At 61.9% G+C, this 23,882-nt stretch carries 20 protein-coding genes; 6 read left to right on the plus strand and 14 right to left on the minus strand.

The genetic code is table 11. The annotated features are described in order from the left end of the window. The first annotated feature begins 266 nt into the window (after nucleotides 1–266). From AC1RMX_RS04135 to AC1RMX_RS04145, 3 genes are all read left to right on the plus strand, one after another. Nucleotides 267–1,940, plus strand: a complete 1,674-nt coding sequence (locus AC1RMX_RS04135; RefSeq protein ID WP_493070577.1) for a nitrite/sulfite reductase — start codon at nucleotides 267–269, stop codon at nucleotides 1,938–1,940. After that, nucleotides 1,937–2,416, plus strand: coding sequence for a DUF934 domain-containing protein (locus AC1RMX_RS04140; RefSeq protein ID WP_096820238.1), 480 nt, complete (start codon nucleotides 1,937–1,939; stop codon nucleotides 2,414–2,416). The genes AC1RMX_RS04135 and AC1RMX_RS04140 overlap by 4 nt, the downstream gene beginning before the upstream one ends. Before the next feature lie 139 nt (nucleotides 2,417–2,555). After that, nucleotides 2,556–3,530 carry a hypothetical protein gene (locus AC1RMX_RS04145; protein ID WP_493070579.1) on the plus strand — a complete coding sequence of 325 codons (975 nt, stop codon included), beginning with the start codon at nucleotides 2,556–2,558 and terminating at the stop codon, nucleotides 3,528–3,530. A gap of 42 nt (nucleotides 3,531–3,572) precedes the next feature. Here the strand turns inward: AC1RMX_RS04145 and AC1RMX_RS04150 are convergent, their stop codons facing one another. Next, the gene (locus tag AC1RMX_RS04150; protein WP_493070581.1) at nucleotides 3,573–5,921 is read right to left on the minus strand and encodes a tetratricopeptide repeat protein; all 2,349 of its coding nucleotides are present in this window, start codon (nucleotides 5,919–5,921) and stop codon (nucleotides 3,573–3,575) included. 212 nt (nucleotides 5,922–6,133) lie between these two features. Between AC1RMX_RS04150 and AC1RMX_RS04155 the strand changes: the two genes are divergently transcribed. Continuing rightward, nucleotides 6,134–6,805, plus strand: coding sequence for a DUF3313 domain-containing protein (locus tag AC1RMX_RS04155; protein WP_096820241.1), 672 nt, complete (start codon nucleotides 6,134–6,136; stop codon nucleotides 6,803–6,805). Between the two features lie 50 nt (nucleotides 6,806–6,855). Here AC1RMX_RS04155 and AC1RMX_RS04160 read toward each other — a convergent pair whose 3' ends face one another. The 13 genes from AC1RMX_RS04160 to AC1RMX_RS04220 form a co-directional block, all read right to left on the minus strand. After that, nucleotides 6,856–9,360: a spermidine synthase gene (locus AC1RMX_RS04160; RefSeq protein ID WP_493070583.1), complete on the minus strand. Its 2,505-nt coding sequence runs from the start codon at nucleotides 9,358–9,360 to the stop codon at nucleotides 6,856–6,858. Nucleotides 9,361–9,467: 107 nt separating this feature from the next. Continuing rightward, nucleotides 9,468–11,054: an arylsulfatase gene (locus tag AC1RMX_RS04165; RefSeq protein ID WP_096820242.1), complete on the minus strand. Its 1,587-nt coding sequence runs from the start codon at nucleotides 11,052–11,054 to the stop codon at nucleotides 9,468–9,470. 72 nt (nucleotides 11,055–11,126) lie between these two features. Next, nucleotides 11,127–12,149 carry an HAD family hydrolase gene (locus tag AC1RMX_RS04170; RefSeq protein ID WP_096820243.1) on the minus strand — a complete coding sequence of 341 codons (1,023 nt, stop codon included), beginning with the start codon at nucleotides 12,147–12,149 and terminating at the stop codon, nucleotides 11,127–11,129. After that, the gene (locus tag AC1RMX_RS04175; RefSeq protein WP_493070586.1) at nucleotides 12,146–13,450 is read right to left on the minus strand and encodes a BatD family protein; all 1,305 of its coding nucleotides are present in this window, start codon (nucleotides 13,448–13,450) and stop codon (nucleotides 12,146–12,148) included. Before AC1RMX_RS04175 ends, AC1RMX_RS04170 begins: the two co-directional genes overlap by 4 nt. Next, the gene (locus AC1RMX_RS04180) at nucleotides 13,447–15,012 is read right to left on the minus strand and encodes a VWA domain-containing protein (protein ID WP_493070588.1); all 1,566 of its coding nucleotides are present in this window, start codon (nucleotides 15,010–15,012) and stop codon (nucleotides 13,447–13,449) included. The genes AC1RMX_RS04175 and AC1RMX_RS04180 overlap by 4 nt, the downstream gene beginning before the upstream one ends. A gap of 1 nt (nucleotide 15,013) precedes the next feature. Then, nucleotides 15,014–16,006 carry a vWA domain-containing protein gene (locus AC1RMX_RS04185; RefSeq protein ID WP_493070590.1) on the minus strand — a complete coding sequence of 331 codons (993 nt, stop codon included), beginning with the start codon at nucleotides 16,004–16,006 and terminating at the stop codon, nucleotides 15,014–15,016. Next, nucleotides 15,993–16,481: a DUF4381 domain-containing protein gene (locus AC1RMX_RS04190; RefSeq protein WP_493070592.1), complete on the minus strand. Its 489-nt coding sequence runs from the start codon at nucleotides 16,479–16,481 to the stop codon at nucleotides 15,993–15,995. The genes AC1RMX_RS04185 and AC1RMX_RS04190 overlap by 14 nt, the downstream gene beginning before the upstream one ends. Beyond that, nucleotides 16,478–17,416 (minus strand): DUF58 domain-containing protein, encoded by a 939-nt coding sequence (locus AC1RMX_RS04195; RefSeq protein WP_493064753.1) that lies wholly within the window; start codon nucleotides 17,414–17,416, stop codon nucleotides 16,478–16,480. The genes AC1RMX_RS04190 and AC1RMX_RS04195 overlap by 4 nt, the downstream gene beginning before the upstream one ends. Before the next feature lie 8 nt (nucleotides 17,417–17,424). After that, nucleotides 17,425–18,405, minus strand: coding sequence for an AAA family ATPase (locus tag AC1RMX_RS04200; RefSeq protein ID WP_096820249.1), 981 nt, complete (start codon nucleotides 18,403–18,405; stop codon nucleotides 17,425–17,427). Between the two features lie 15 nt (nucleotides 18,406–18,420). After that, nucleotides 18,421–19,464, minus strand: coding sequence for a hypothetical protein (locus tag AC1RMX_RS04205; RefSeq protein WP_493070594.1), 1,044 nt, complete (start codon nucleotides 19,462–19,464; stop codon nucleotides 18,421–18,423). A gap of 13 nt (nucleotides 19,465–19,477) precedes the next feature. Continuing rightward, nucleotides 19,478–20,428 (minus strand): SphA family protein, encoded by a 951-nt coding sequence (locus tag AC1RMX_RS04210; RefSeq protein ID WP_096820251.1) that lies wholly within the window; start codon nucleotides 20,426–20,428, stop codon nucleotides 19,478–19,480. 12 nt (nucleotides 20,429–20,440) lie between these two features. Beyond that, entirely contained in the window at nucleotides 20,441–21,817 is a 1,377-nt protein-coding gene (locus AC1RMX_RS04215) for a DUF1254 domain-containing protein (RefSeq protein ID WP_493070596.1), read from the minus strand. A gap of 306 nt (nucleotides 21,818–22,123) precedes the next feature. Beyond that, entirely contained in the window at nucleotides 22,124–22,549 is a 426-nt protein-coding gene (locus AC1RMX_RS04220; RefSeq protein WP_493070598.1) for a YciI family protein, read from the minus strand. Between the two features lie 132 nt (nucleotides 22,550–22,681). Here AC1RMX_RS04220 and AC1RMX_RS04225 point away from each other — a divergent pair, with 132 nt between their 5' ends. Next, the gene (locus AC1RMX_RS04225) at nucleotides 22,682–23,125 is read left to right on the plus strand and encodes an SRPBCC family protein (RefSeq protein WP_493070600.1); all 444 of its coding nucleotides are present in this window, start codon (nucleotides 22,682–22,684) and stop codon (nucleotides 23,123–23,125) included. A gap of 132 nt (nucleotides 23,126–23,257) precedes the next feature. Continuing rightward, nucleotides 23,258–23,758: a thiol peroxidase gene (tpx, locus tag AC1RMX_RS04230; protein WP_096820254.1), complete on the plus strand. Its 501-nt coding sequence runs from the start codon at nucleotides 23,258–23,260 to the stop codon at nucleotides 23,756–23,758. Nucleotides 23,759–23,882: the final 124 nt, after the last annotated feature.

Here is a 23,882-nt window from a genome sequence, read left to right on the forward strand (position 1 = left end):
ACTGTAGAAACCCCACCGGAAACAAAACAGGCTCAGGAATTGATCATTTGTGCGGATCAGATCGAAGCGCTGCCTGCGGCCATCTGCCGCGCCCTGATACGGTTTTTATGTGTTCAGGTGAATCTGTTGTGCACTGCGCCGTTCGTCCATAGTCAGGGGAAATACTGTGGGAACGGGCGAACCCGAGATAGCGCCAGACGCGAACTGGCGCTATCTCGGGTTCGCCCGTTCCCACAGGAATCTGTGCATTCCTGATGAGGTAGCCGATGTATCAATACGACGATTACGACCGGGCACTGGTGTTCGAGCGCGTTGCGCAGTTTCGCGATCAGGTCGAGCGCTTCATGGCCGGGGAGTTGAGCGAAGAAGAGTTCCTGCCGCTGCGTCTGCAAAACGGCCTGTACATGCAAAAGCACGCTTACATGCTGCGGGTGGCCATTCCTTACGGCACGCTGAGCGCCGAACAGATGCGCACACTGGCGAGCATTGCCAGTGACTACGATCGTGGCTACGGCCACTTCACCACGCGGCAGAACATGCAGTTCAACTGGATCGAACTGCACGAGGTGCCGGACATTCTCGAACGTCTGGCGCAGGTCAACATGCATGCGATCCAGACCTCGGGCAACTGCGTGCGCAACATCACCACCGAAGCCTTCGCCGGGGTCGCGGCAGACGAGTTGATCGACCCGCGCCCGCTGGCGGAGATCCTGCGGCAATGGTCGACGATCAACCCGGAATTCCTGTTCCTGCCGCGCAAGTTCAAGATCGCCATCTGCTCGGCGAAACAGGATCGCGCGGCGATCATGATGCACGACATCGGCCTCTACCTTTACCCCGGCCGCGACGGGCAGATGCTGCTGCGAGTGATCGTTGGCGGTGGTCTGGGGCGCACGCCGATCCTCGGTCTGCAGATCCGCGACGGTTTGCCGTGGCAGCACTTGCTGTCCTACGTCGAGGCGGTGCTGCGGGTCTACAACCGTCACGGCCGACGGGACAACAAGTACAAGGCGCGGATCAAGATTCTGGTCAAGGCGCTGGGTATCGAGGCGTTCGCCAAGGAAGTCGAAGAAGAATGGCAACACCTCAAGGATGGCCCGGCGCAACTGACCGAGGATGAATACCTGCGGGTTGCCAGCGCCTTTGTGCCGCCGAACTACTGCACGCTGGCGGGCACCGATCTGGATTTCGGCACGTACCTGGCCGACAACCCGGCGTTCGCCCGCTGGGTCGCGCGCAACGTGCAACCGCACAAGGTGCCGGGCTACACCAGCGTGGTGTTGTCGACAAAACCGGGCATCGCCGCCGCACCGGGTGACGTCACCGGTCTGCAGATGCTTGCCGTGGCCGACTGGTCCGAACGTTTCGGTTTCGGCGAAATCCGTATCGCCCACGAGCAGAACATCGTTCTGCCGGATGTGCCCAAGTCCGAGCTGTTCGCGTTGTGGCAACTGGCGAAAGAGCAAGGGCTGGGTGCTGCCAATGTCGGCCTGTTGACCGACATCATTGCCTGCCCCGGTGGCGATTTCTGTGCGCTGGCCAACGCCAAGTCGATTCCGATTGCCCAGGCGATTCAGGCGCGTTTCGACAACCTCGATTACCTGCACGACCTCGGTGATATCAGCCTGAACATTTCCGGCTGCATGAACGCCTGCGGCCATCACCACATCGGCAACATCGGGATTCTCGGCGTCGATAAGAACGGCAGCGAGTGGTACCAGATCACCCTCGGCGGGTCGCAGGGCAAAAACAGCGCGCTGGGTAAAGTCATCGGCCCGTCGTTCAGCGCTGCCGAAGTGCCGCAGGTGATCGAACGGATCATCGGCACCTTCGTGCGCTACCGCGAGAGTGAAGAGCTGTTTGTCGATACCGTGGCGCGCATCGGGCTGGAGCCGTTCAAGGAACGGGTCTACCCGAAAACGCTGGAGGTGTCGGCATGAACAATCTGCTGCGGATGGAGGCGAGCGGGGCGCGGATTGTGCTCGACGATCCATGGACGCTGATCCGTTCACCGGATACGGATGGCGCCGCTGACATGTCGATTCTGCCGCTGGCCCACTGGCTCGAATCACCCTCGACCCATGCTGTCTGGCTGGGCCCGGACGACGGTGTCGAAAGCCTGCTGCCGTGGTTGGCATCGCTGCCGCTGATTGCCCTCGATTTCCCGAGTTTTCGCGACGGCCGCGCCTACAGTCAGGCTTATCTGCTGCGCAGCCGTTTTGGCTGGAAAGGCGAATTGCGGGCGATTGGCGATGTGCTGCGCGATCAACTGAGCCACATGCGCCAGTGCGGGTTCGACAGCTTCGCGGTGCGCGAGGACAAATCCGCCGAGGATGCGCTCAAGGGGTTGGCGGGGATGAGCGTGTTGTACGGGCGCTCCGTCATCGAGCCGCGACCGTTGTTCAGGCGGCGTTGACGCGAGGCCCGCACAGGGGAAACCCTTAGAACCCTTACAAATCGGGGATTTTTCCTTGGGTCGATGGTGGCCTTTTGGTAGAGTCCCCGTCGCCAGCGGGTTTTCGGCTGGACGACGGAACGAAGAAGGGAGTCTGTTTGTGAGTGCGGGCAAGAAGATCTTGGGCCTGACGGCGTTGCTGTTGATGCTGACGTTGTGGGCCGGTTACATCTACGTATTCAACGAAAGCCGTGGCGGTCAGCTCGGCGGTGTCGGCGAAAGCACCGCGTGGTGCGGCACGCCGCCGTCCTCGGATGCGGCGCTGCTGGGCAAGGATCAGTTGACCTTGCGCATCACCAACAACCTGCGCGGCGAGTTCATGCTCAGCGGTGCGGTGGTGGTGTCCGAACGCACCTTCAACCGCTATGACCTGGGCCGCAACGAACTGCGTCTGCGTCTGGAGCCTTTGCAGTGGACTTACGGCGCCACGCCGATCTTCCTTGAGCAAGTGAAGGTCCTGCCGCTGAGTCGCAACCTCGCCTCGACTGACAAGAGTGCCTTCGCCCAACTCGAGTCGCGCCCGATCGGCGTTCAGGGGCGGGTCACCGAGTTTCCTTTCGACACTTATCGCTACGGCTACAAGCCAGTCCTGTACTACCTCAAGGGCAACGAGCGTGTCGACCTGCGCTTCAAGAGCATCACCACGCTGATGGAGATGTCCAACACCTTTACGCCGATCCAGAAGTACAACCGCGCCGACTACATCAACGAGAAAAACGTGATGGTCCGCGACGAGGACTACAAAGCCTACGGCCACCACGAATGCGCGTTCAGCGTCGAGCGCAAAGGCGCGTTCAAGGTCGTGGTGCTGCTGATGTTGCTGGTGTTGTGCCTGCCGTTGCTGCTGGTGTTCTACCGTGATGAGCCGGGGATCGACTTCCTGGCCACTCTGGTGGGGATCGGCGTGGTGCGCACGGTGCTGGTGGGGCCGGTGCAGGATTTCCAGCTGTACAACATCGACTTCCTGTTTGGCGCGGCGCTGCTGCTGGTGGGCACGGTTTCGCTGATCAAGGCGATGCGGATTAACAGTCGGCGGGAGATGGCGTTGCGTAGTGGAGAGACTTCGACCTGGTAACGCAATCGGGCGGGAGCAACCAAGCGTTGCTCCCGCCCGTTTTCATTTCAATGCCGGATCCCCCATATTCATCCTCTTCCACCCCTGCAACAGCACCTGCGCCTTCGGCTCCTGCCCGCTGTCCAGATACCACTGAATCAGCGACAACCGCGCATTGCGGTTCGCCGGTTGTACCTTGAGCAGTTTCTCCAGTTGCTCGTTCGCCTGATCCCCCTTGCCGCTGTCATGCAGCGCCACCGCCAGCACGTAACCGTATTGCGCGTTCTGTGGCTCCAGTTGTGCGGCTTTGCCAAGCGCCGACATGGCCTCGGCGGTCTTGCCCGCGCGAATCAGTGACAGGCCTCGGGTGTGCTGCAGCAGGGCCGCGTCAGGGTGTTGCTTGAGGCTGGCATCGAGCAGTTGCTGCGCCTCCGAGCCACGACCGTTGGCCTCCAGCCATTGCACCAGCGTGACCAGTGCCGGGTAGAAGTCCGGGTCGCGTTTCAGCGCTGTTCGCAACAGCCCTTCAACTTCCGAGCCGCGACCGCTGGCCTGATAGAGCATCGCCAGGTTCAGGTTGGCTTCGGCACGTTCGGCCAGGCTCTTCTGCACGGCTTCGTACTCGGCAATCGCCGCGTCCCAATTGGCCTGAGCCGGGCCCAGGCCATTGCGGGCGACACTCAGCAGATCCCGCGCAGCGACGATTCGTACTGCTTTCACCGGATCACCGAGCAACGGCGTCAACAGCGGCAAGCGCTCTGGCGGTGGCAGGAACGCGCTGATCGCCCGTACCGCGCTTTCGCGTACCTGTGGCGCCGGGTGCTTCAGGTCCGTGGTCGCCAGTTTCAGCGCCTGTTCACTTGGATAGAGTGGCAATTCCGCGAGCAATGTCGCTCGCTGGATTGCCGGCAGGTTGCTGCGCTGCAATTGCTCGTACAACGCTTGTGCGGCGCCGGGCTGGCCGTTGCGAATCAGCCACAGGCTCTCGTCGTAACGCGGCGCTTGAGGTTCGGTCGAGGCAGTCCACAATTTGAATTGCGCGGTGACCTTGTCGCCGGCCTTGCCCTGATGACAGGTCAGGCAGGCGTCTGGCGTGCCGAGCTTTTGCGCACGCTCCGGGTTGGGGATGCTGAAGCTGTGGTCATGCCGGAAGTCGTTGCCCATGTAGAACTTGCCAGGCATGTGGCAATCCACGCATTGCGAGCCGGGCTGACCCATCGTATGGCGGGTGTGTTCGATACTGTCGTAGTTCTTCGCTTGCAGGCCCTGGCCGTCGACGCCTTCCACCGAGGTCTTGCCGGCGCTGTTGTGGCATTGCAGGCACACCGCGTTGCCCGGTGCTTTCAACTCGGTGCTGTGAGGGTTGTGGCAGTTGCTGCAGCGCACGCCCTTGTCGAACATTTTGCTCTGGGCGAAGGAGCCGTGTTCGAACACTTCGTCCTTGATCTTGCCGTCCAGCGCATACAGCTCGCGGGTCAGGGTGCTGGGCAGGTAATCGTCCATCAGCCGTTTGCCGACGGTATAGCCATCGCCCAGCGGCGCGCGGCGAGCGTGGCAGCGGGCGCAGGTTTCGATCTCGACGGTGGCGTTCTTGTCCTTGAGATCGACGTCGAAGCCGGCGTGAATCAGGTCGGTTTTCTTCGCCGTCCATTGCAGATGATTCGACGCCGGCCCATGACAGGCCTGGCAACCGACGCCGAGGCTGTTCCAGTGGCTGGTGAAGGTGTTGCTGGCCGCGTCGAAATTGCGTTTGAACCCGGTGGTGTGGCACTCGACGCACATGAAGTTGGCGTTCTGGCTCGGCTTGCTCCAGTGCAGCGGATTCTTGAAGTTCACGCCCTGGCCGGGGTAGAGGTGAAACCAGCGGTTTTTCTCGGTATCCCAGGCGACGCCTAGGGCCTGCAAGCGGCCTTCACCGACTTCGATCAGGTATTGCTGAAGCGGCGCGATGCCGAAGGTGTAGGCGACTTTGAAGTCGGCGTTCCTGCCGTCGACGCCAGGTGTATTGACCCAGAACTCGTCGCCCTTGCGCGCGAAACGGGTGGATTCGTTTTCGGCTTTGAAGGTGACATTGTTGAAGTCACCGAGCATGGTTTCGGCATTCGCCGGTTGCATCGCCAACTGATGATGGGAGCCTTGCCAGTCCTTGACCTGTTCCTGGTGACAGCCCTGACATTGCTGTTCATCAACCATGGACGCGGGCAGTGTGGGTGCAGGTTTGGCCGCTACCGCAACAGGCGTGCTGACCGGCACGACTTTGACCGGTGCCGGAGCGGGGCTGAACAGAAACCAGCCGATCCCCGCCACGGCCGCGAGCAGCAGACCAATGGTGACAGGAAACAGGTAGCGTGAAATCGAGGTCGGTGAAGCATCAGGCTGGCGCGGTGCATCGTTATTTTTATGCTTGGGCATTGCGACTTCCGTAGTCCAGGTGCATTGGCCTTCTGGCGTGCGTTCAAGCTCGATGCAGCTTTGCCGGATGCCCGGCATCTGTCAAATGACCGTTGTGAACCGGTACACGGCACCGCGCCAATATTGTGTGTTCTGATCGCAATTCGCGGGTTTTTAGCTATACCTGTAACTCCCCAATGCAACAAATCAGGCCTTCTGACAGGAGTTACAGCATGAAGCTAGCCGTGATGATGAGCACCCTGTGCATTGCCACTCTTGGCGTGGTGGGTTGCTCCAGCAAAACCGTCGCTCCAGATGAGTACTCCGGGTTTCTCAAGGACTACAGTCAACTCAAGGAGGCCAAGTCACCGTCCGGGGCCGAGGTGATGCGCTGGGTCGACCCCAAGCTCGATATCAACAAGTTCACCAGCGTCTATATCGAACCGACGCAGCTCTACCCAAAACCTCAACCGACCGTGAAGATTCCGCAACAGACCCTCAATGGCATCACCGCTTACTACGATCAGGCGCTCAAGCGTGAGGTGGGCAAATCCTTGCCATTGGCCAGCGGCCCTGGCCCGGGCGTGATCGTGGTGCGTGCGGCGATCACTGCCGTGAGCAGCAAGACCGAAGGCCTGCATGCCTATGAAGTGATCCCGATTGCCCTGGTGGCAGCAGCGGTCAGTACCGCCAGCGGTATCCGCGATCAGGAAACCACCCTGGCCACCGAAGCGGTGTTCCTCGATGGCGGCAATAACAAGGTCGTGGCCCAGGTCGTGCGCAAAGGCACCGGCAAACCGCTGCAGAACGACTCCCAGGTGATGAAGGCCGATGACGTGAAAGCCGTGATCGATGGCTGGGCGTCGGACATGCATCAGTCGTATCTGAAGATGAAAGCCAAATAGTCCCGGAAATCATTCCCACGCACCGCGTGGGAATGATCGGATGACGAGAGTCACTGCCCGACAAACCAGCGGAAATACGGATTCCCTCCATCTCCCTGCATCACCTCGCGAATATCCCGGCCCCAGGCATCCCGATCACCGTCATAGGCGTGCAGGCTTGCGCGATAGAACTGCATCAGGCGTTGTCTGTGCCCCTGCATCCGTTCAGCGAACCCGGCATCGGCATTCACCAGCGGCGGTGCGACATACAGATCCAGCAGCGAAGGCAGCACCCGGGTGATCTCTTTGGACCGGACCCACGGCGCGTATTCGATGCGCGGCTGATCGTCAGTCACCGCCGGTGCGTCGGCGGCAAAACGTTCCAGACCGGCGCGATCGGTGACCCAGGTCGACAGCAACGCCGGCGCCGAACCGATGCCGACGTCCTGCAAGGTGCTGCGTACGCTGTCCTGTTGCAGGCGTCGGGTGATTTTTTCGGCATCCAGTTCGATGGGTGTCTGCGAGCCTACCAGCAGCATCTCGTGGAACTCGCTGGTCCACAGCGTCGCGTACGGGAAGACGTCGAGGAAGCTGCGCACCAGTGAACGCGAGTCGTCGATGTTCTGGGTCGGAAGCGGCAGCCACTGTGCGACCAGACCCTGTTTCTCCAGACGGTTGACCGCCAGTTGATAGAAGTCCCGGGAATACAGATTGACCACGCCGGCCGCGGAGGGCGGTGGCGGCTCGAGGGTGATCAGGTCGTAGGTCTGCGGGCTGCGCAGCAGTTCCTGACGACCGTCGCGCAGCCGCACATCGACGCCGGGATCGCTGGCGGCGTTGAAGTTGCCCTTGAACAACGGCGCAGCCTTGATCACCGACGGCAGCAGCTCGGCCACGACCCGATGTTCAAGCCCCGGATAGCGCAGCAACGCGCCGGCAGTGATGCCGGTACCGAAACCGATGACCAGCGCCGAGCGCGGCTCGCCGTTGTGGATCAGCAGTGGCAGCAGCGCCTGAATCCGCATGTAACGCAGTGACGGCATGGCATCGCCGGTATTCGACACGCCCTGGATGTACAGGCGCTGGAAAGCGTTCTGGCCCCGGCCTTGAGTGACCACCGCGACCGTGCCGCCGCGTCCCTCTTCATAAAAGGCCAGCGTGCCGTTGCGCGCGCCGGGGAGCAGGCTGGCGAGTTTGTCGACCGGCGTCAGCACGGCCAGTGCAACGGACAGCAAGCCCAACGCGGCCACTGCCTGACGCCGGCCTTTCTTCACGCCATGGCCCTTGCGCACGGCGAACCAGCCGATGCCGGCGGCAATGATCGCCAGCAGGCCCAGCGTGCGTACCAACCCCAGCAACGGAATCAGCAGGAAACCGCAGAGCATCACGCCGATGATCCCGCCCAACGTGTTGAACGCCACCACCGCGCCGACATCGCGGCCGACATGCTCGTGGCCGACACTCAAACGCAGGGCCAACGGAAACGCCGCGCCCAGCAGCAAGGTCGGCAGGAACACAATGCACAACGCCGCAACAGCGAAACGTGCGCTCATGCCGGCCAGTTCACTGGCGCCTTGAGTCACGAGCCAGATTTCCGCCTGACTCTGGGCGATCACCAGCCAGCGACCGAGCAGGGCGATTTCCAGCAGGGCGATCAATCCCGCGCCAGCGATCAGCAAGCCGAACACGCCCCACGGATCGCGAATCCGTTCGACGCGACGGGCGAGCAGGGCGCTGCCGATAAACAGCCCGGTCAGGTAGGTTGCCAGCACCACGGCGAACGCGTAAGTGCGGGTACTCATGAATTGCACGATCGACTGCGACCACACCACTTCGTAACCGAGGGCCACGCCGCCGGCGATGGAATACAGCCAGAGGGCGGTGCGATCCGGCGCTTTTTCAGTGTGATGTTTGAGCGGGGCTTCGACCGGCATCGGATGTTGGCGCTGCCAACCCAATGCGCCGGCGGCGGCCAGCAGATTGAGCATCGCTGCGGCCAACGCACTGCCGCGCACGCCGAGGGTGGCGATCAGCACGAACGTCGCGAGCAGGGTGCCGACAATCGCCCCCAGGGTATTCGCCGCGTACAACTGGCCGCCGCCCTTGCCCGGCGCACTGCCCAGCGAGCGCACCAGCACCGGCAGCGTGCCACCCATCAACACGGCGGGAACGCCCACCAGCATGAACGGCAACACCCAGGCCAGCAGACCGACATGATCCTGCAACCAGGCAAACGGGCTGGCCGCCACGCTCATGGCAAACGTCGCACCGACGCCCAGCACGGCCACCAGCACTTCCAGCCCGGCATACAGCAAAACCGGTTGCGCCAGGCGATCCGCCCAACGCCCGAACAGCCAGCCACCGATGGCCAAACCGGCGAAGAAGGCGCTGATGCCGGTGGTGATCGCGTAGACCTCGACCCCGACCACCAGCGACAGCTGCTTGATCCACAGCACCTGATACACCAGCGCCGCCGCGCCGGAAATGCACAGCAGCAGGGCGGGGATCAGCAACGCCGGGGCGGCGGTGTGCGGGAGGGGATGGGCCGACGACTTGCTGGCGACACGTGAGGACATTGCGACTGCCTTGTTCCAGTTCATGAATGATTGTTCCCATGCATAGCGTGGGAACGACCACTAAAAAGGGCCGCTCGCCATTGACGGCGAGCGGCGGTCCAGCGGTCTTACTGTGCAGGCTGGTTCTTCATTTTCTCTTCAATCTTCGCGTCCACCGCCGCACGGATCTGGTCGATGCTGAAGCTCGCCGGTTTCTGGCTTGGCGGATACTCGATGAAGGTCTGGAGGAAGCGCGCTGCCTTGGTGGTGGCGACGGCGACCAGATAAACGTTCTTGGTCGACCAGTCGTAATACTGATCGGACACCACGTCGGCCCGCTCATACGGGTCCATCCTCAGGTTGAAGATTTTCGGTACGCGCAACGGTGTGAACGGGTTGCTCCACACCGCGAAGCCACCGGGCGCACGCTGCTCGGCGAACACGGCTTTCCAGTTGCCGAAACGCATCGATACCAGCATGCCGTCGTCGTTGAAGTAGAAGAATTCGTTGCGTGCACCGTTCGGTTGTTGGCCCGTCAGGTAAGGCAACTGGTTGTAGCCATCCAGATGCACCTTGAAGTTGGTGCCGCCGCTGGTGGGCGCCCAACCCTTGAGCAGCTTGCTGGCGACATCGGTATCACCGGCCGCCGCGAGCAAGGTCGGGAACCAGTCGAGTCCGGAGAACATCTCGTTCGAGACCTCACCCGGTTTGACCTTGCCCGGCCAGCGGATCATCGCTGGTACGCGGTACGCGCCCTCCCAGTTGGAGTTCTTCTCGTTGCGGAACGGCGTGGTCGCCGCGTCCGGCCAGGAGAACTGGTTCGGCCCGTTGTCGGTGGTGTAGACGACGATGGTGTTGTCGGCGATTTTCAGGTCGTCGAGGGTCTTGAGCAGTTTGCCGACGTCGCCGTCGTGCTCGACCATGCCGTCCGCGTACTCGTTGCCGGGCATGCCGCTCTGGCCCTTCATCGAATCACGCACGTGGGTGAACAAGTGCATGCGGGTGGTGTTCATCCAGACGAAGAAAGGCTTGTCGGCCTTGGCTTGTTTCTCGATGAACGCCTGGGCGGCGGCGGTAGTTTCGTCGTCGATGGTTTCCATGCGTTTGGTGGTCAGCGCGCCGGTGTCTTCGATCTTGCCGTCGGCGAAGCTGTGGATCACGCCACGCGGGGAGTTGGCCTTGACGAACTCTGCATCGTCTTTCGGCCAGTAAGGACGTTCCGGTTCTTCTTCGGCGTTGAGGTGATAGAGGTTGCCGAAGAACTCGTCGAAGCCGTGGTTGGTCGGCAGGTATTCGTCCTTGTCACCGAGGTGGTTCTTGCCGAACTGGCCTGTCGCGTAGCCCTGGGACTTGAGTGCCTGGGCAATCGTGATATCGCGCTTTTGCAGCCCGACCGTGGCGCCCGGTGCGCCGACTTTCGACAGGCCGGTACGCAGTGGCGTCTGACCGGTGATGAAGGAGGATCGTCCTGCGGTGCAGCTGTTCTCCGCATAGTAGTCGGTGAACATCATGCCTTCCTTGGCGATCCGGTCGATGTTCGGCGTCTTGTAGCCGACCACGCCCATCGAATAGGCGCTGATGTTGGTCTGGCCGATGTCATCGCCGAAGATCACCAGAATGTTGGGTTTTTCAGCGGCTGTGGCAGTTGCCGACAGCGCCATCACCGACGTTGCCACGAGGGCGAGTTTCGGTAGCCACTTGCGTATGCGAGTCATCAGACTTGCTCCTTTTGCGCGGGGGTGGTGTGGTGCGTCAAACGTTTCTTGCAGTCCTGCGTCACGCTTTTGTTATTTCACTTGCTCGGGGGCGGGTGGATCGAACGGGTAGATCCGGCGCCAGTCGCTCGCCATGTCCACAACGGTCCAGCCACGGGAATTCGCTTCGTCGAGGGCCTTGTCCAGGCGCCCGATCTCGGATTTTCGGTCATAGGCCCATTCGCGTTTGGCATCGGTGTGATGCACCAGGCCCATGAAGCGTTTGCCGGGGCCTGCCGCCGTCCACTGGAGCATTTGCAGGTCGCCGTCGGAGTTGCCAAACGCGAGGATCGGCCGGCGACCGATCACCGCATCGATGCTTTCCGGTTTGCCGGGACCGTCGTCGTTGTGCGCCAGTTTGGCGGTGCGCACGATCGAGGCCTTGCCGTCCTTGTAGCTGAACGCCGTCACGAAGGTGGTGCCGATCACTTGCTCCGGCGGGATGCCGTAGACCTTCTCGGCGAAGGCACGCATGAACGCCGTGTCGCCGCCGGAAACGATGTAGGTCTTGAAGTCCTGGCTGCGCAGGTAGTCGAGCATTTCCAGCATCGGCTGGAAGATCATCTCGGTGTACGGTTTGCCGGTTTTCGGATGCCGGGCCTGGGTCAGCCAGGTTTTGGCGTAGTCATCGAAGGCGTCGGTGGTCATGCCGGTGTGGGTGGCGGCGAAGATCTTCAGGATGCCGTCCATGCCGGCGGCGGCGAGCGCCTTGTGGTCATTCTCGATCACGGCCTTGAACGGTTGTGTGGTCTTCCATTCCGGGTGCTGCGGTGCGGTGCGCTTGACCTCGTCGAAAGCGAACAGCAACTCGAAATACGCCGGTTGCTCGCTCCACAGTGTGCCGTCGTTGTCGAACACGGCAATGCGTTCGGCGGGTTTGACGAAGTCCTTGCCGGATTGATCGGTGATCGCCTGGACGAATTCGATGATGTGCTTTTTCGCCGGCCCGTCGTTCCATGACGGCAGCGGCTCGCTGGCCTGGGCCAGCAATGGCAGTGCGAGGCTGAACAACAGGGCCAGACCAAAACGTTGGCGGTGCAGCATCGGGTTCGTCATGGGAAATCCTTCTCGTGGACGGGATTGAGCGGGCGCAAGGCCGGGGCCGATCGGGCCTGCTGCTGTTCGGCCTGACTGTGAAGCGTAGACAACGATTGGCGCAGTTGGCCCAGTGTTTGTTCGGTGGCCGGTTCGCGGCCGTAAAGGCCACGCAACAGTCCTTGCAGGCGTTGCCCTGAATCGACCAGTTTCAAGCCCAGCCCACGGCGGCGCAGCCACAGATAAACAGCGCTCAATTGCGCAGGCTTGCTGGTGAGTTGCGGGGTGATTTGTTGCCACGCGCTTTCGGCTGATTGCTGCCAGGCCAGCGCTCGTTTGTGCTTGCGGGTTTGCCACTGCTGGCGGGCACGGCTGAGCGCTGGCCAGCCCAGATAGCCGCCAACGACCAGTGCGACGAGCAAGGCCAGCCATGTCAGCCACTGGGTGGAAAGGTGCAGGCGATTGTTTTGGCCGAGTCGCTTGAGGTCCTCGGTGATCGAGAACACCGGCTTGTACGCACTGTTGGCGACGGCCTCTAAAGTGATCGCAGGAACCTGCGCGGTGCGACTTTGCTGCGCGCGCGAATCCCACCATTTCACCTCGATGGCCGGCAGGGTGTGGGCGCCGGCCGTGTCGATGCGATAGCTGACGCTGTCGATGCGCTGACCGCCGAGGATATCGCCGCGACCGTCATCCAGATTGCTGATCTGTGGGGTCTTCACATAGCGACTCAGTCCGTTGACCTCCACCAACGCTGGAACGGGCAGCGCCATGGCGAGTGCGCCGTCGGCCTGCAGCGTCAGTTGGCGGGTGATGCTGTCGCCGACTTTCAGCGGCGTCGCCGAGTTGATGAGGGTTTGATTGAAGCGCAGCCCCGTGGCCACCAGCGGCGTTTCACCGGGTTTGAAACCGGGTGGCTGGGCGGCGCTGAACTGTAGCGGCTGGCTCTGGGCACTGATCTCGCTGGTGGCTTGACCGGGGCTGGCGCGCACGGTCAGGGCCGGAATGTTGAAACCCCGGGCAGCGTTTGGCGTGATCAGATAGCTGTAGCGCAGGCCCGTGAAATTCTGGCCGTCGAAGGTCTGGTTCAGGTGCTGGGCCTGACCGTCCGGCGGCATGACCAGCGCGCCGTCAAGCTTCAGGTCGGGCAGGGTGGGGGCGCTGGTGAACCAGGTGTCGGTGAGAACATCGAGTTGCAGCGCCAGCAGGCCGCCGACGATGGCGCCATCGGCGGGTTGCAGGTGAGCCTGCACGCGCAGCTGCGGTTCAGCGGCTGCTATCTGGGCGCTCAAAAGGCATACAAGCCCTATCAACCGGTTCATGGCTTGGCCCCCGCCTGATCCTGCAAGCTGAATTTCTGCTTGAGGAATTTCGCCGGGGAGGTCGTGAGGTTCTGCAACCACAGCGCATCCGACGCCGCTTGTTCGGTCTCGACCGCTTTGCTCTGGCCCTTGCCCGGTGCCTTGTCGAACTTGACCTCGTCCGGTTTGGTTTGCGGCGCGTTCTGTTCGGCGCTCGCGGTGTCTTTCTGCAAGGCAATCGCCAACGCCAGATTGGCCGTGGCTTCGGGGAATTGCGCTTGCAGCTTCAGGGCCTGGGTGTACGCCGCGATGGCCTCGTCGAACTTGAAGCGGCGCACGTAAATGTTGCCCAGATAGAAATACGCCTGCGGCGTGTCCAGCCGCGCGAAGGTCGCCAGCGCCAGGTCGTAGTCAGCCGCGTGATAGGCCGCCACGCCTTTCCAGTACGGATCGACAAACAGCGCCGCCGCCTGCGGGAAATGTTCATGCTCGAAGGCCCAGCGCCCTTGCTGGTCGCGGGTAAAGAAAGCGTCGGTCAGCGCGTTTGCCTGAGCCGGCGCTGCTGGCCAGCCAAGGCCCACGGCGAGTACCAGCGCCGGCATCCAGTTCACGCTCCAACCCTTGCGCACGTTTAACAGCGCCAGCAACACCAGCGGCCAGCACAGCCAGTAACCGGCGTCTTTCCAGTGCAATTCCCGCTGTTCGGCGCTGGCGCTCTGGAAGTGCTGCTGCGCGTGCAGTTCGATCCAGTCCAGGTCGTCGTCATTCAGCGTCAGGCTGCCGAGCGGCGCATCGAGCGCCGAGGCCAGTTGCTTGATGGCGGCCGGATCGAAACTGCCCAGGGTCGGGCGACCGTTGGCATCGATGCGCGGCTGGCCGTTGGCGTCCTGAATGGTGCCGGCGTCCTGATTGCCCACCGCGAGTATCAGCACTTGCAACTGTTCATCCGTATTTACGATCGGCGCGGTGTCGGCGCCGTCGGTGATCAGCAGCAGGCTGCCGGGGATCTTTTCAGCGTTGAGCAAGCGCCTGGCCTGATCGATCACTGCGCCGACGTTCTTGCCCGGTTTGTCGATCAGCCCGGTGCCCAGCGCTTGAATGAACGTGTCGAGCAGCGCCGGATCATCGGTTGGCGGCAGCACCAGATGCGCGCTGCCGGCGTAGGCAATCAGCGCGGTGCGGGCACCGGCGCGGCGCTGGATCAGGTCATGCAGCTTGTGTTTGACGGCCTCAAGGCGAGTGGGCTGCACGTCGTTGGCATCCATCGACGGCGACAGATCGACAGCCACGATCAGCGGCGCGCGATTCTCCAGAAAGTCCGGGCGATCCTGCTCCCAGGTCGGCCCGGCCGCTGCCACCGCGCCGAGCATCAGCAGCGCACACAGCCAGTGCACCGGGCGCAGGCGCTGGTGATCCTGCGGGGTGACCAGCAAGTGCGGCAGCAGATGCCCGGCGATGTTGCCGCGCAGCCTGCGTTGCAGGTCACGGCCACGGCGCCAGAGCCACGGCAGCAGGGCGCCGAACAGCGCCAGCAGCAGCCACAACGGGCGCAGGAAGTGGAAGTCGCCGAGATTGATCTCCATCTCAGGCCTCCTGCCGCTGACGTGCAACCGCCAGCCGTGGGTGCAGCAGCGCGCCGAGGTGGTACAGCGCCAGGACCAGCAGGGCCGCGCCCAACGGCCAGTGGAACAGTTCGCGTTGCGGCTGATGACTGAGGGTTTTCACTTGATGCGGCGTGAGACGGTCGAGGGTGCTGTAGACCTGATCCAGCGCGTTGCGATCTTCGGCGCGGAAGAACTGGCCGCCGGTGGTTTTGGCGATTTGCTCCAGCCCCGGCAGATTGACCTTGGCCTCGCCGGAGGCGCTCGGGTCGCCGATGCCGATGGTGTGAATCACCACGCCTTTGGCAGCGGCCATTTCGGCGGCATGGTCTGGCGTGATCGCACTGCTGGTGTCGTTGCCGTCGGTGAGCAGGATCAGGACTTTTTCCTGTTCATGGGTCTTGTCCAGCAACTTGAGGCTGAGACCGATGGCATCGCCAATCGCGGTGTTCGGGCCGGCCATGCCGATGCCGGTGTCGGCCAGCAGCAGCGATAGGCTGGCGTGATCAAGGGTCAGCGGCGCCTGCGGATAGGCGCCGCTGCCGAACACGATCAGGCCGAGGCGGTCGTCCTTGCGCTTGTCGATGAAGGTCTTGACGACGTCTTTGACCGCTGCGAGGCGATTGATTTTCTGGCCACTGGCGTTGGTGAAATCTTCAGTTTCCATCGACTGCGAAATGTCGATCGCGAGCATCAGATCGCGCACCGGTTGCTGACGCTCGATGGGCTTTTCGATGAATACCGGACGGGCAACGGCCAGCAGCAACAAGGCCCACACCAGGAAGTTGAGCAGCAGTTGCCAGTGATTGCGGCGGCTGCCGGCGGTGCCCGGTGTTTCACCCACGGCGCGGCTCATGGCGTTGAAGAATGGCACACGCACGGCGCTGCGGGCTTCCTGATACGCGGGCAGGTAACGGTAGGCCAGCCAGGGCAGCGGCAGCAGGAGCAACAGCCACGGGTAATCAAGCTGCCACATGATGGTGCTCCACCCAGTGTTTGCAGGTGTCGAACAGCGCCTGACGCTGCGGTGCAGGCAGGTTGCGCAGAACGTCGTCGGGGGCGTAGGCCAGTCGGGCCAGTTGCTGGCTGAAATCGGCGGGCAGCGTTTTTTTGCTGTGTTGCTGCAAGAAGCATTGCCAGTCTTCCTGTTCCGAGGCAGCAACGGATTGCGATTGCGGCATGGAAATAGCCACACGCTTGAGCAACTCCGGCAATTCGCGCAAGGCATTCAGGTCATCACTGCGATCACGCAATTGCGCCAGTCGCATCAGCGCTTCCCGCCGATACCGGTCGCGCCGCCATTGCCGATACCGCCGCGCCCCGATCGCCAGCGCTGTCAGTAGCAGAACCGCCAGCAATACCCACCAGCCCCAGGTCTGTGGCGCGTAACTGATTGGCGCGGGCAGGCCCAACTCCTTGAGTTGTTCGATGCTCGGAATGTTCGGGTTCACCGCCGGGGTCCGGCGCTTTTGCCAAGCTCGGCGCGCAATTGCTGATGGGCTTCTTCGGCGGTGCTGAACATCATCAGCGGCACCTGACTGCGGCGCAGCAGGGTGGCGACGTCCTTGAGCCGGCCACCGAGAAAATCCCCCAGCGGCTGATGCACGTTGCGTTTCTCGACCGCCAGTTCCACTTGCAACTGGCCCTGGGTGACCAGCAGTCGACCATCGCTCGGCAGCTTCATCGCCAACGGGTCGTAGACCTGCAACGCAATCACATCGTTGTGCGCCGACAGCTGCCGCATCAATTGCAAGGTGCGTTCGCCGGCCCCGGCAAAGTCGCTGACGATGCAGATCAGATGGTCGTGCCCGGCCAGCGCCAGGCAACGCTGCAAGGCCTTGTCCAGTTGATCCTCGTCTTCGGCGTCGGGGTTGCCGGCGTTCAGCGCCTGGTTCTGTTCGGCGATGCGACTGAGCAAGACCTCGACCCGTTTGCGGCTGCGCAGCGGCGCGATGCAGTCGATGCGCCGATCGTTGAAGACCAGCCCGCCGACCCGGTCCCCGGCATGGAATACCATCCACGCCGCCAGTGCGCCGAGTTCGGCGGCGACAGCGGATTTGAAGCTGCGCTGCGATCCGAAAAACATCGACATGCGCTGGTCGACCACGATCAGCGCCGGGCGATCGCGTTCCTCGGTGAAGGTGCGCACCACCGGTTTGCCGGTGCGCAGCGAGGCGCGCCAGTCGAGATGGCGCAAGTCGTCTCCGGGTTGATAGCGGCGCAACTCATCGAAGTTCAAACCCCGGCCACGCAGGCGCGAGGCGTGGTTGCCGGCGAGGATGCTGCCCTGTGGCTGGCGGGCCAGGAAACTCAGATCACGGGCCTTGAACTCCAGCGCCATCAACTGTGCGAGAGAGACATAGACCAGCCCGTCGGTGCTTTCCATATCAGGCCTCAGGCGGGAATCGCCACCTTGTCGAGAATCCGGTCCAGCACCTGATCGGCGCTGACGCCATCGGCCACCGCGTCATAGCTCAGTTGCAGGCGATGGCGCAGCACCGGGTGCACCACGGCGCGGACGTTGTCTGGCGAAACGAAATCCTGGCCCTGCAACCACGCATCGGCGCGGGCGCAACGGTCCAGCCCGATGCCGCCACGCGGACTGGCGCCGATGGCGATCCAGCGGCCGAGGTCTTCGTCGTAATCGGCCGGATGGCGGGTGGCGTTGATCAGGTCGATCAGGTAACGGTCGATGGCAGGGGAGACGTGCACCGCGCTGACTTCCTTGCGTGCGGCGAAGATCACTTCCTGCGCCAGTTCGAAGCCCTTGGCCGGCGCGGTATTGGCGCCCTGGGCGAACTCTTCGGCGCGCAGCAGTCGCAGCACCTGGCTCTCGTTGTCGGCGCTGGGGTAATCGAGCAGCACTTTCATCAGGAACCGGTCCATCTGCGCTTCCGGCAGCGGATAGGTGCCTTCCTGTTCAATCGGGTTTTGCGTCGCGACGACAATGAACAACTCCGGCAGCACGTGGCTGTTACCGGCCACGGTGATCTGCCGTTCTTCCATGGCTTCGAGCAATGCCGCTTGCACCTTGGCCGGCGCACGGTTGATTTCGTCGGCCAGAATCAGATTGCCGAACAGCGGGCCGGGCTGGAAACGGATCTCGTTTTTGCCTTCGACCTGATGCAGCACCTCGGCGCCGGTGATGTCCGAGGGCAGCAGGTCAGGGGTGAACTGGATGCGGCTCATCTTCGCGTCCAGATGCCTGGCCAGCGCCTTGACCGTGCGGGTCTTGGCCAGCCCCGGCAGGCTTTCCAGCAGCAAGTGCCCGTTGGCCAGCAGGCCGAGCAGGATCTGCCGGATCACCTGATCCTGGCCGAGCACCGTTTCAGCGATGCTGGCCTGCAGGGCGTTGAGGTCGGTGAGTGCGGTCATGGCGCGAGTCCTTGCTCAAAACATGAAGGTCGGGATGACCGGAACGAACGACAGCCGGAAATTCCAGCGGCTGCTGATCTGGTCTTCGGGGTGGATCGCCGAGTACTGGATCTCGCCGGAAATCCGCACCGGCAACTTGCCGAAATTGAAAATCCGCCCGGCACCGATGCCGACGGGAAAGGTGACCTTGTTGCCGCCGTCAGCCTTCCAGTTGACCGTGACGTTGGGCGTCATGCCGACCCGCCATTGGGCCGGGCCGGGAATCACGCGCTGGATGAAGTACTGCACGTTGGTCAGGCTGACGTCCTTGCGCTGGCTGTCGCCGCCGACCGACCACCAGTGCTGCGGGAACACCCCCAGCGTCCAGTCTTCGCCCAGATACGCAGCGACAAACGCCGGGCCCAGCGAGTATTTGCCGGTGCCGAGCACGTCCTTTTCAGCGGTAGGGAACATCGCCGTCGGGCCGAAGCCCCAGACCATCTTGCCGCCGCCGGCAAAGCGCACCGGTTGCTTGGGCGAGAACACGCCAACGTAGGTCAGGTCGCCGAAGCCGCTGGTACGGTCAAACGGATCCTCGACCACCGAGGCGAAATCGTCGCGATCACTGAGGATTTCATTCGGCCCCATGCCGATCAGGTTGCCGGCCCTGTGGTTGACCGGAGCGCTGACGTAGCTGATCGGCACGCGGTTGATCAGATTCCAGTCTTCGCCGAGGGAGATCGGAAAGGTCGGCATGAAGCTGTACTTGCCGAGCATCCGTGTGCCGTTGCTGTTCGGGCCCTTGAGCGCGGTGTAGTCGAACTGGTTGACCAGCAGCACCAGATTGCCCACCGGGTTATCCATCAGTTTGGAGATCTGTTCGGTGGACGGGTCGCAACCAGCCTTCACGACGTCCTTCAGGTCGATGTCGAAGTTCTGTTGCAGGCGATGGCAGGTTTCCGGATCGCCCTTGGTGACCGGGTTGGCGGGGGCGCTACCGAGCCCCGGTAAATCACCGCCCGCGCAGGCCAGGCTGCTGAACAATGCGCTGCATAAGGTCAAGCGGCGAGCGATGGCCATCCCTGGCGCCTCCTTAGAAAAACGCCAGGGTCAGGTTGACGGAAACGCCATTGCCTTCAGGACGGTTCTTGGTGTCGAACTCCGGCACCCAACGGGCACTGACGCTGGCCTGGGCGTCGGCGAATTTGCCGCTCCAGCCAACGGTCGGGCCGGCACCGACCGAACGACCGCGAAAGCCGTTCAGGGTGTCGGCGGTGTCACCCTTGTCGTCGCTCACCTGCTGGATGTAGCCGGCGACCAGCCCGGCATTCCAGCCGTTGCCAAAGCCGTGGGTCCACAGGGCTTCGAGGGAAAAGATGTCGCCCGTACGGTAATCGGTGGCCTTGTTCTCGGTGTAGAACTGCAGGTTGCCGGACAGCGTGAACTCGCCACCCTTGCCGTCCAGATGCGAGAACGCCACGGTGGGCATGAACGTGTAGTTGTTCTGGCCGGGGTTGGCCAGGCGATTGTCGTTATAGGCACCGGTCGGTACGTAAATCGGCAGCGAAAACGAGATGTGGTTGAGCTCGTCGAAGTGGTAGCCGGCGGCGATCGGCGTGATCAGCGCGTCGGCAAACTGGGTGCCGGAATCGCTGGTGCCGAGGGTGCGTCCACGGGGGCCGGTGATGGCCGCATCGATGTCGGTATATTGAACCGGTATGCCGATGGCCGAGGCATAGTTCCAACGGCCTTTGCCGGTGTCCCAGACGTGAGTGACGTTGGCCATGGTGTAGGAGACTTTCATCTTGATCCCGGCGCTGACCGCCCCGGAAATCGGTGCGCCACGACTACCCTTGAGCTCGCCGTCGTACCAGATGCTGGTAAACGACGTCACCCAGCCCGGTGCCGGCGGGACGACCCCGGCATTGGAAAACACCTGCTGGCCGGTAATCGGTCGCCCGACACCGCCCTCGGCGGCGTACAGCGCCGGGCTGCCGAGCATGCACAGCGCCAGCAACGGGCGCACAACGGAAGGCTTGACCATCACTGACTCCGCTTATTGTTTTGTGTCGACCGGGTTGAGCAACGGCATTTTCCATTCACCGCTGGCGACTTCCGGTCTTGGCAGATACAGGCGCAAGACCCCGTAGAACGGGCCATCCGGCGCAGGCAGCCAATTGGCTTGCTTGTCTTTCCCCGGATTCTTGTGCTGCACGTACAGGGTCAGACCGCCATCGGCATCGAGCTTCAGGTCCGGCAGCATCCGCGAGTTGATCAGGTAGCGGTTGAGCGGGTTGGCCACCAGCAGTTTGGTCTTGCCGTCGTACATCGTCAGTGACCAGAACGCATCGGCGGGGGGCAGGGCGCCCTTGTCGAAATGCAGGGTGTAGTCGTGTTTCGAGGCATCGGCGTGCTGCCCGTCCTTGTCGACGAAATAGCCGATGTAGTTGGCCTCTTCGGCGGAGTTGCCGAAGATCCCCATGTTGGCGCCAGCGTAGCGGTACAGGTAATTGCCCTTGAGGTGATCGCGAGTGCCGAACAGATCACCGCTGGAGACCTGATGGGTGTCGACCTTGTCTTTCTGGAACGCGGCGAACTCGGCTTTTGCATCGGCAATGCCGTCTTCCAGTGCCTTGCGTTGCTCGGCGCTGAGGGCCTTCAGATCGAAGGGTTGGCCGGCACCGATACCGATTTTGGCGAAGCGGGCCAGCAGGTCTTTCTCGACATCCTGCGGCGGCGTGAAGGCCAGCATGAAATTCAGGTAACGGAACAGGTCCGGGGTTTCGCTCATGGTCGGCGTCGGTTTCGGCCAGCTGACTTTCGGCGCTGGCGCCGGGGCTTTCTGTTTCACGTAATGGCTGAGGGGTTCGACCTTGTAGCCTTTCTGGATCTGCTTGACCTTGGCCAGGTCCTTGTCGTCGAACAGTTGTGTGCGGTACAGCGCGTAGGTGATGTTGCTTTCACTGCGCAGCAGACGGTCGATGTTCAGCGGCTGCTGGCCCTGCCAGTTCGGCCCGGCAATCATGAAGTGACCGCCGTTGTTACCGGTGCTGCGGGTGCCCAGGTAAGCGAAATTCTGCGTGTAGGCGTCGATCAGTTGCACCGAGTAATAACGGTGCTCCTCGATGGGCGGCAGGGTGAGAATCAGCGGCTCGGCACGCAGGTCCATCCAGACGAACGAGTAAGGCGTGTCGGCGTTGGGCGTGACGAATGCGGTGTCTTTTGCGGTGAAGGCTTTGGCGGTGTTGCCGATCCTGTTCAGTGGCGCCTTGTAGTTCGGGCTCTTGGTGTCGATGGCCTGGGTGTAGAGGGTCTTGTACATCTCCACGACCGGGAAACCGTACAGGTAGGCTTCCTTGGCGATGCCCCGGGCTTCATCGGGGCTGGCGGTGAAATCCTGAGCGCCGACGCCACAGCTGACAAACGTGGCCATGACGCTGTATGCCGCCACTTTGAGGGCTGGTTTCGACCGGTTACAGAGGACGGACGTCAGCGAGCGCGCCGACGAAAAGGCGTGAACTTCCGTTTTATTCGACATGATTCCCCGATTCCCTGGTGGCTCAGTGGACGACTCGGCACTTCGCGGCCGTTAAGGCGTAATCCTTTTCTTATCAAGCCTGTAGGACATGTCTGTTGAAGCTAGCAGTTAATCGGGGGTTAGCCAGTCAGAGGGATTAATTCTTTGGTTTTGTGCGCAGGATCACGCCAGTTTGTGTACTGGCGTGGGCCCTGTGCAAAGTCAGTGTTTTTTTGCCTGCTCGCGTACCCGCTCTTCCTGTTCGCGCAGTTCCGGGGTGAACTCGGCGCCGAAATCTTCCGGGCTGAACACCTGGCGAATCTCGATCTCGGCTTCGGTGCCCGGCATGGGATTAGGGCAGCGCTTGACCCACTCGATGGCTTCTTCCTTCGACTTCACGTCCCAGATCCAGTAACCGGCGATCAGCTCCTTGGTTTCGGCGAAGGGGCCGTCGATCACGCTGCGTTTTTCGCCGCTGAAACGTACCCAGGCACCTTTACTGCTGGGGTGCAGGCCATCGGCGGACACCAGAATGCCGGCCTTGGCCAGTTCCTCGTTGTAGTTGCCCATGTCGGTCAGCAGTTGTTCGCTGGGCATCACGCCGGCTTCGGAGTCCTGGCTGGCTTTGACAATGATCATGAAACGCATGGTGTTTCTCCGCTGGAAAGTGAGGGATTCACTGCTTTGTCGAATGGCGGGGGCTTGAATCGACAGGTCGTTAAATAAAAGATGCAGACTCGCGTTTTAACAAGCATCGCCTCCATACGGAATGTGTCCGCCATGCCCACACTGGAACTCACGACCCTGATCCCCGATCGCACCCCGAGCGAGGTACTCGACTTCTGCCTGGAAGGCGTCAATTTCCCGAAGATCTTTCCCGAACGCGTCACGCCACTGGGGGATATCGACCTGAACAACTTGCGTATCGAAGCCGGGCGGCAATTCCGTTTCCGGCACTGGATGTTCAATCTGATCCCGTCGAACTGGACGGTGACGATCCGCGAAGTCGGCGATACGCATTTTGTCGATGAAATGCTCAAGGGACCGCTGCGTGCCTTTCGTCATGAACATCGGGTGGCGGCGGGTGAGGGCGGTACGCTGTACACCGACCGCGTGACGTATTCGGCGATTGGCGGGGCGTTCAGCGAGCGATTGCTGGTGAACGGCTACATGCGGCGGATATTCGAGGCCCGCCATCGCAACATGCTGCAATTGCTTGGGTAGCGCTCAAGGTTGTATCCAATCTTGTGTGGTGGCACATGACAATTTCGGTTCAGGCATAGGTCGTCGGACAATTTCGTGGTTAACTTCCGCCTCTTGCATGCTTTCCCAACAACGTTAAGAAGGACTCCGTTCATGGCTCAAGTCACGCTCAAAGGCAACCCGGTTCAAGTCAACGGCCAATTGCCACAAGCCGGTTCCAAGGCACCAGCCTTTTCCCTGGTAGCCGGCAATCTGTCCGACGTCACCCTGAAAGACTTTGCCGGCAAGCGCAAAGTGCTGAACATCTTCCCAAGCGTCGACACCCCGACCTGCGCTACTTCCGTGCGCAAGTTCAACGCTCAGGCCAACGAACTGGCCAACACCGTGGTGCTGTGCATCTCGGCTGACCTGCCATTCGCCCAGGCCCGTTTCTGCGGCGCTGAAGGCCTGGAAAACGTACAGAACCTGTCGACCCTGCGTGGCGCCGAGTTCATCCAGAACTACGGCGTGGCCATCGCTGACGGCCCGCTGAAAGGCCTGACCGCCCGTGCGGTAGTCGTGCTGGACGAAAACGACAATGTGCTGCACAGCGAGCTGGTCAAGGAAATCGCTGAAGAGCCGAACTACGATGCAGCTCTCTCGGTTTTGAAATAAGTGTTCTGAAACAAGCGCTTTACAATTGTTAACGGCCTGGCCCTGTCCAGGCCGTTTTCATTTGTGTATCAGTGTTTTGGCTCACACCTTGAAACGTAAGTTGAAGGTAAATTGCCGGTAAAGC

This window comes from Pseudomonas sp. GW822-FHT03F04 (genome assembly GCF_058801405.1).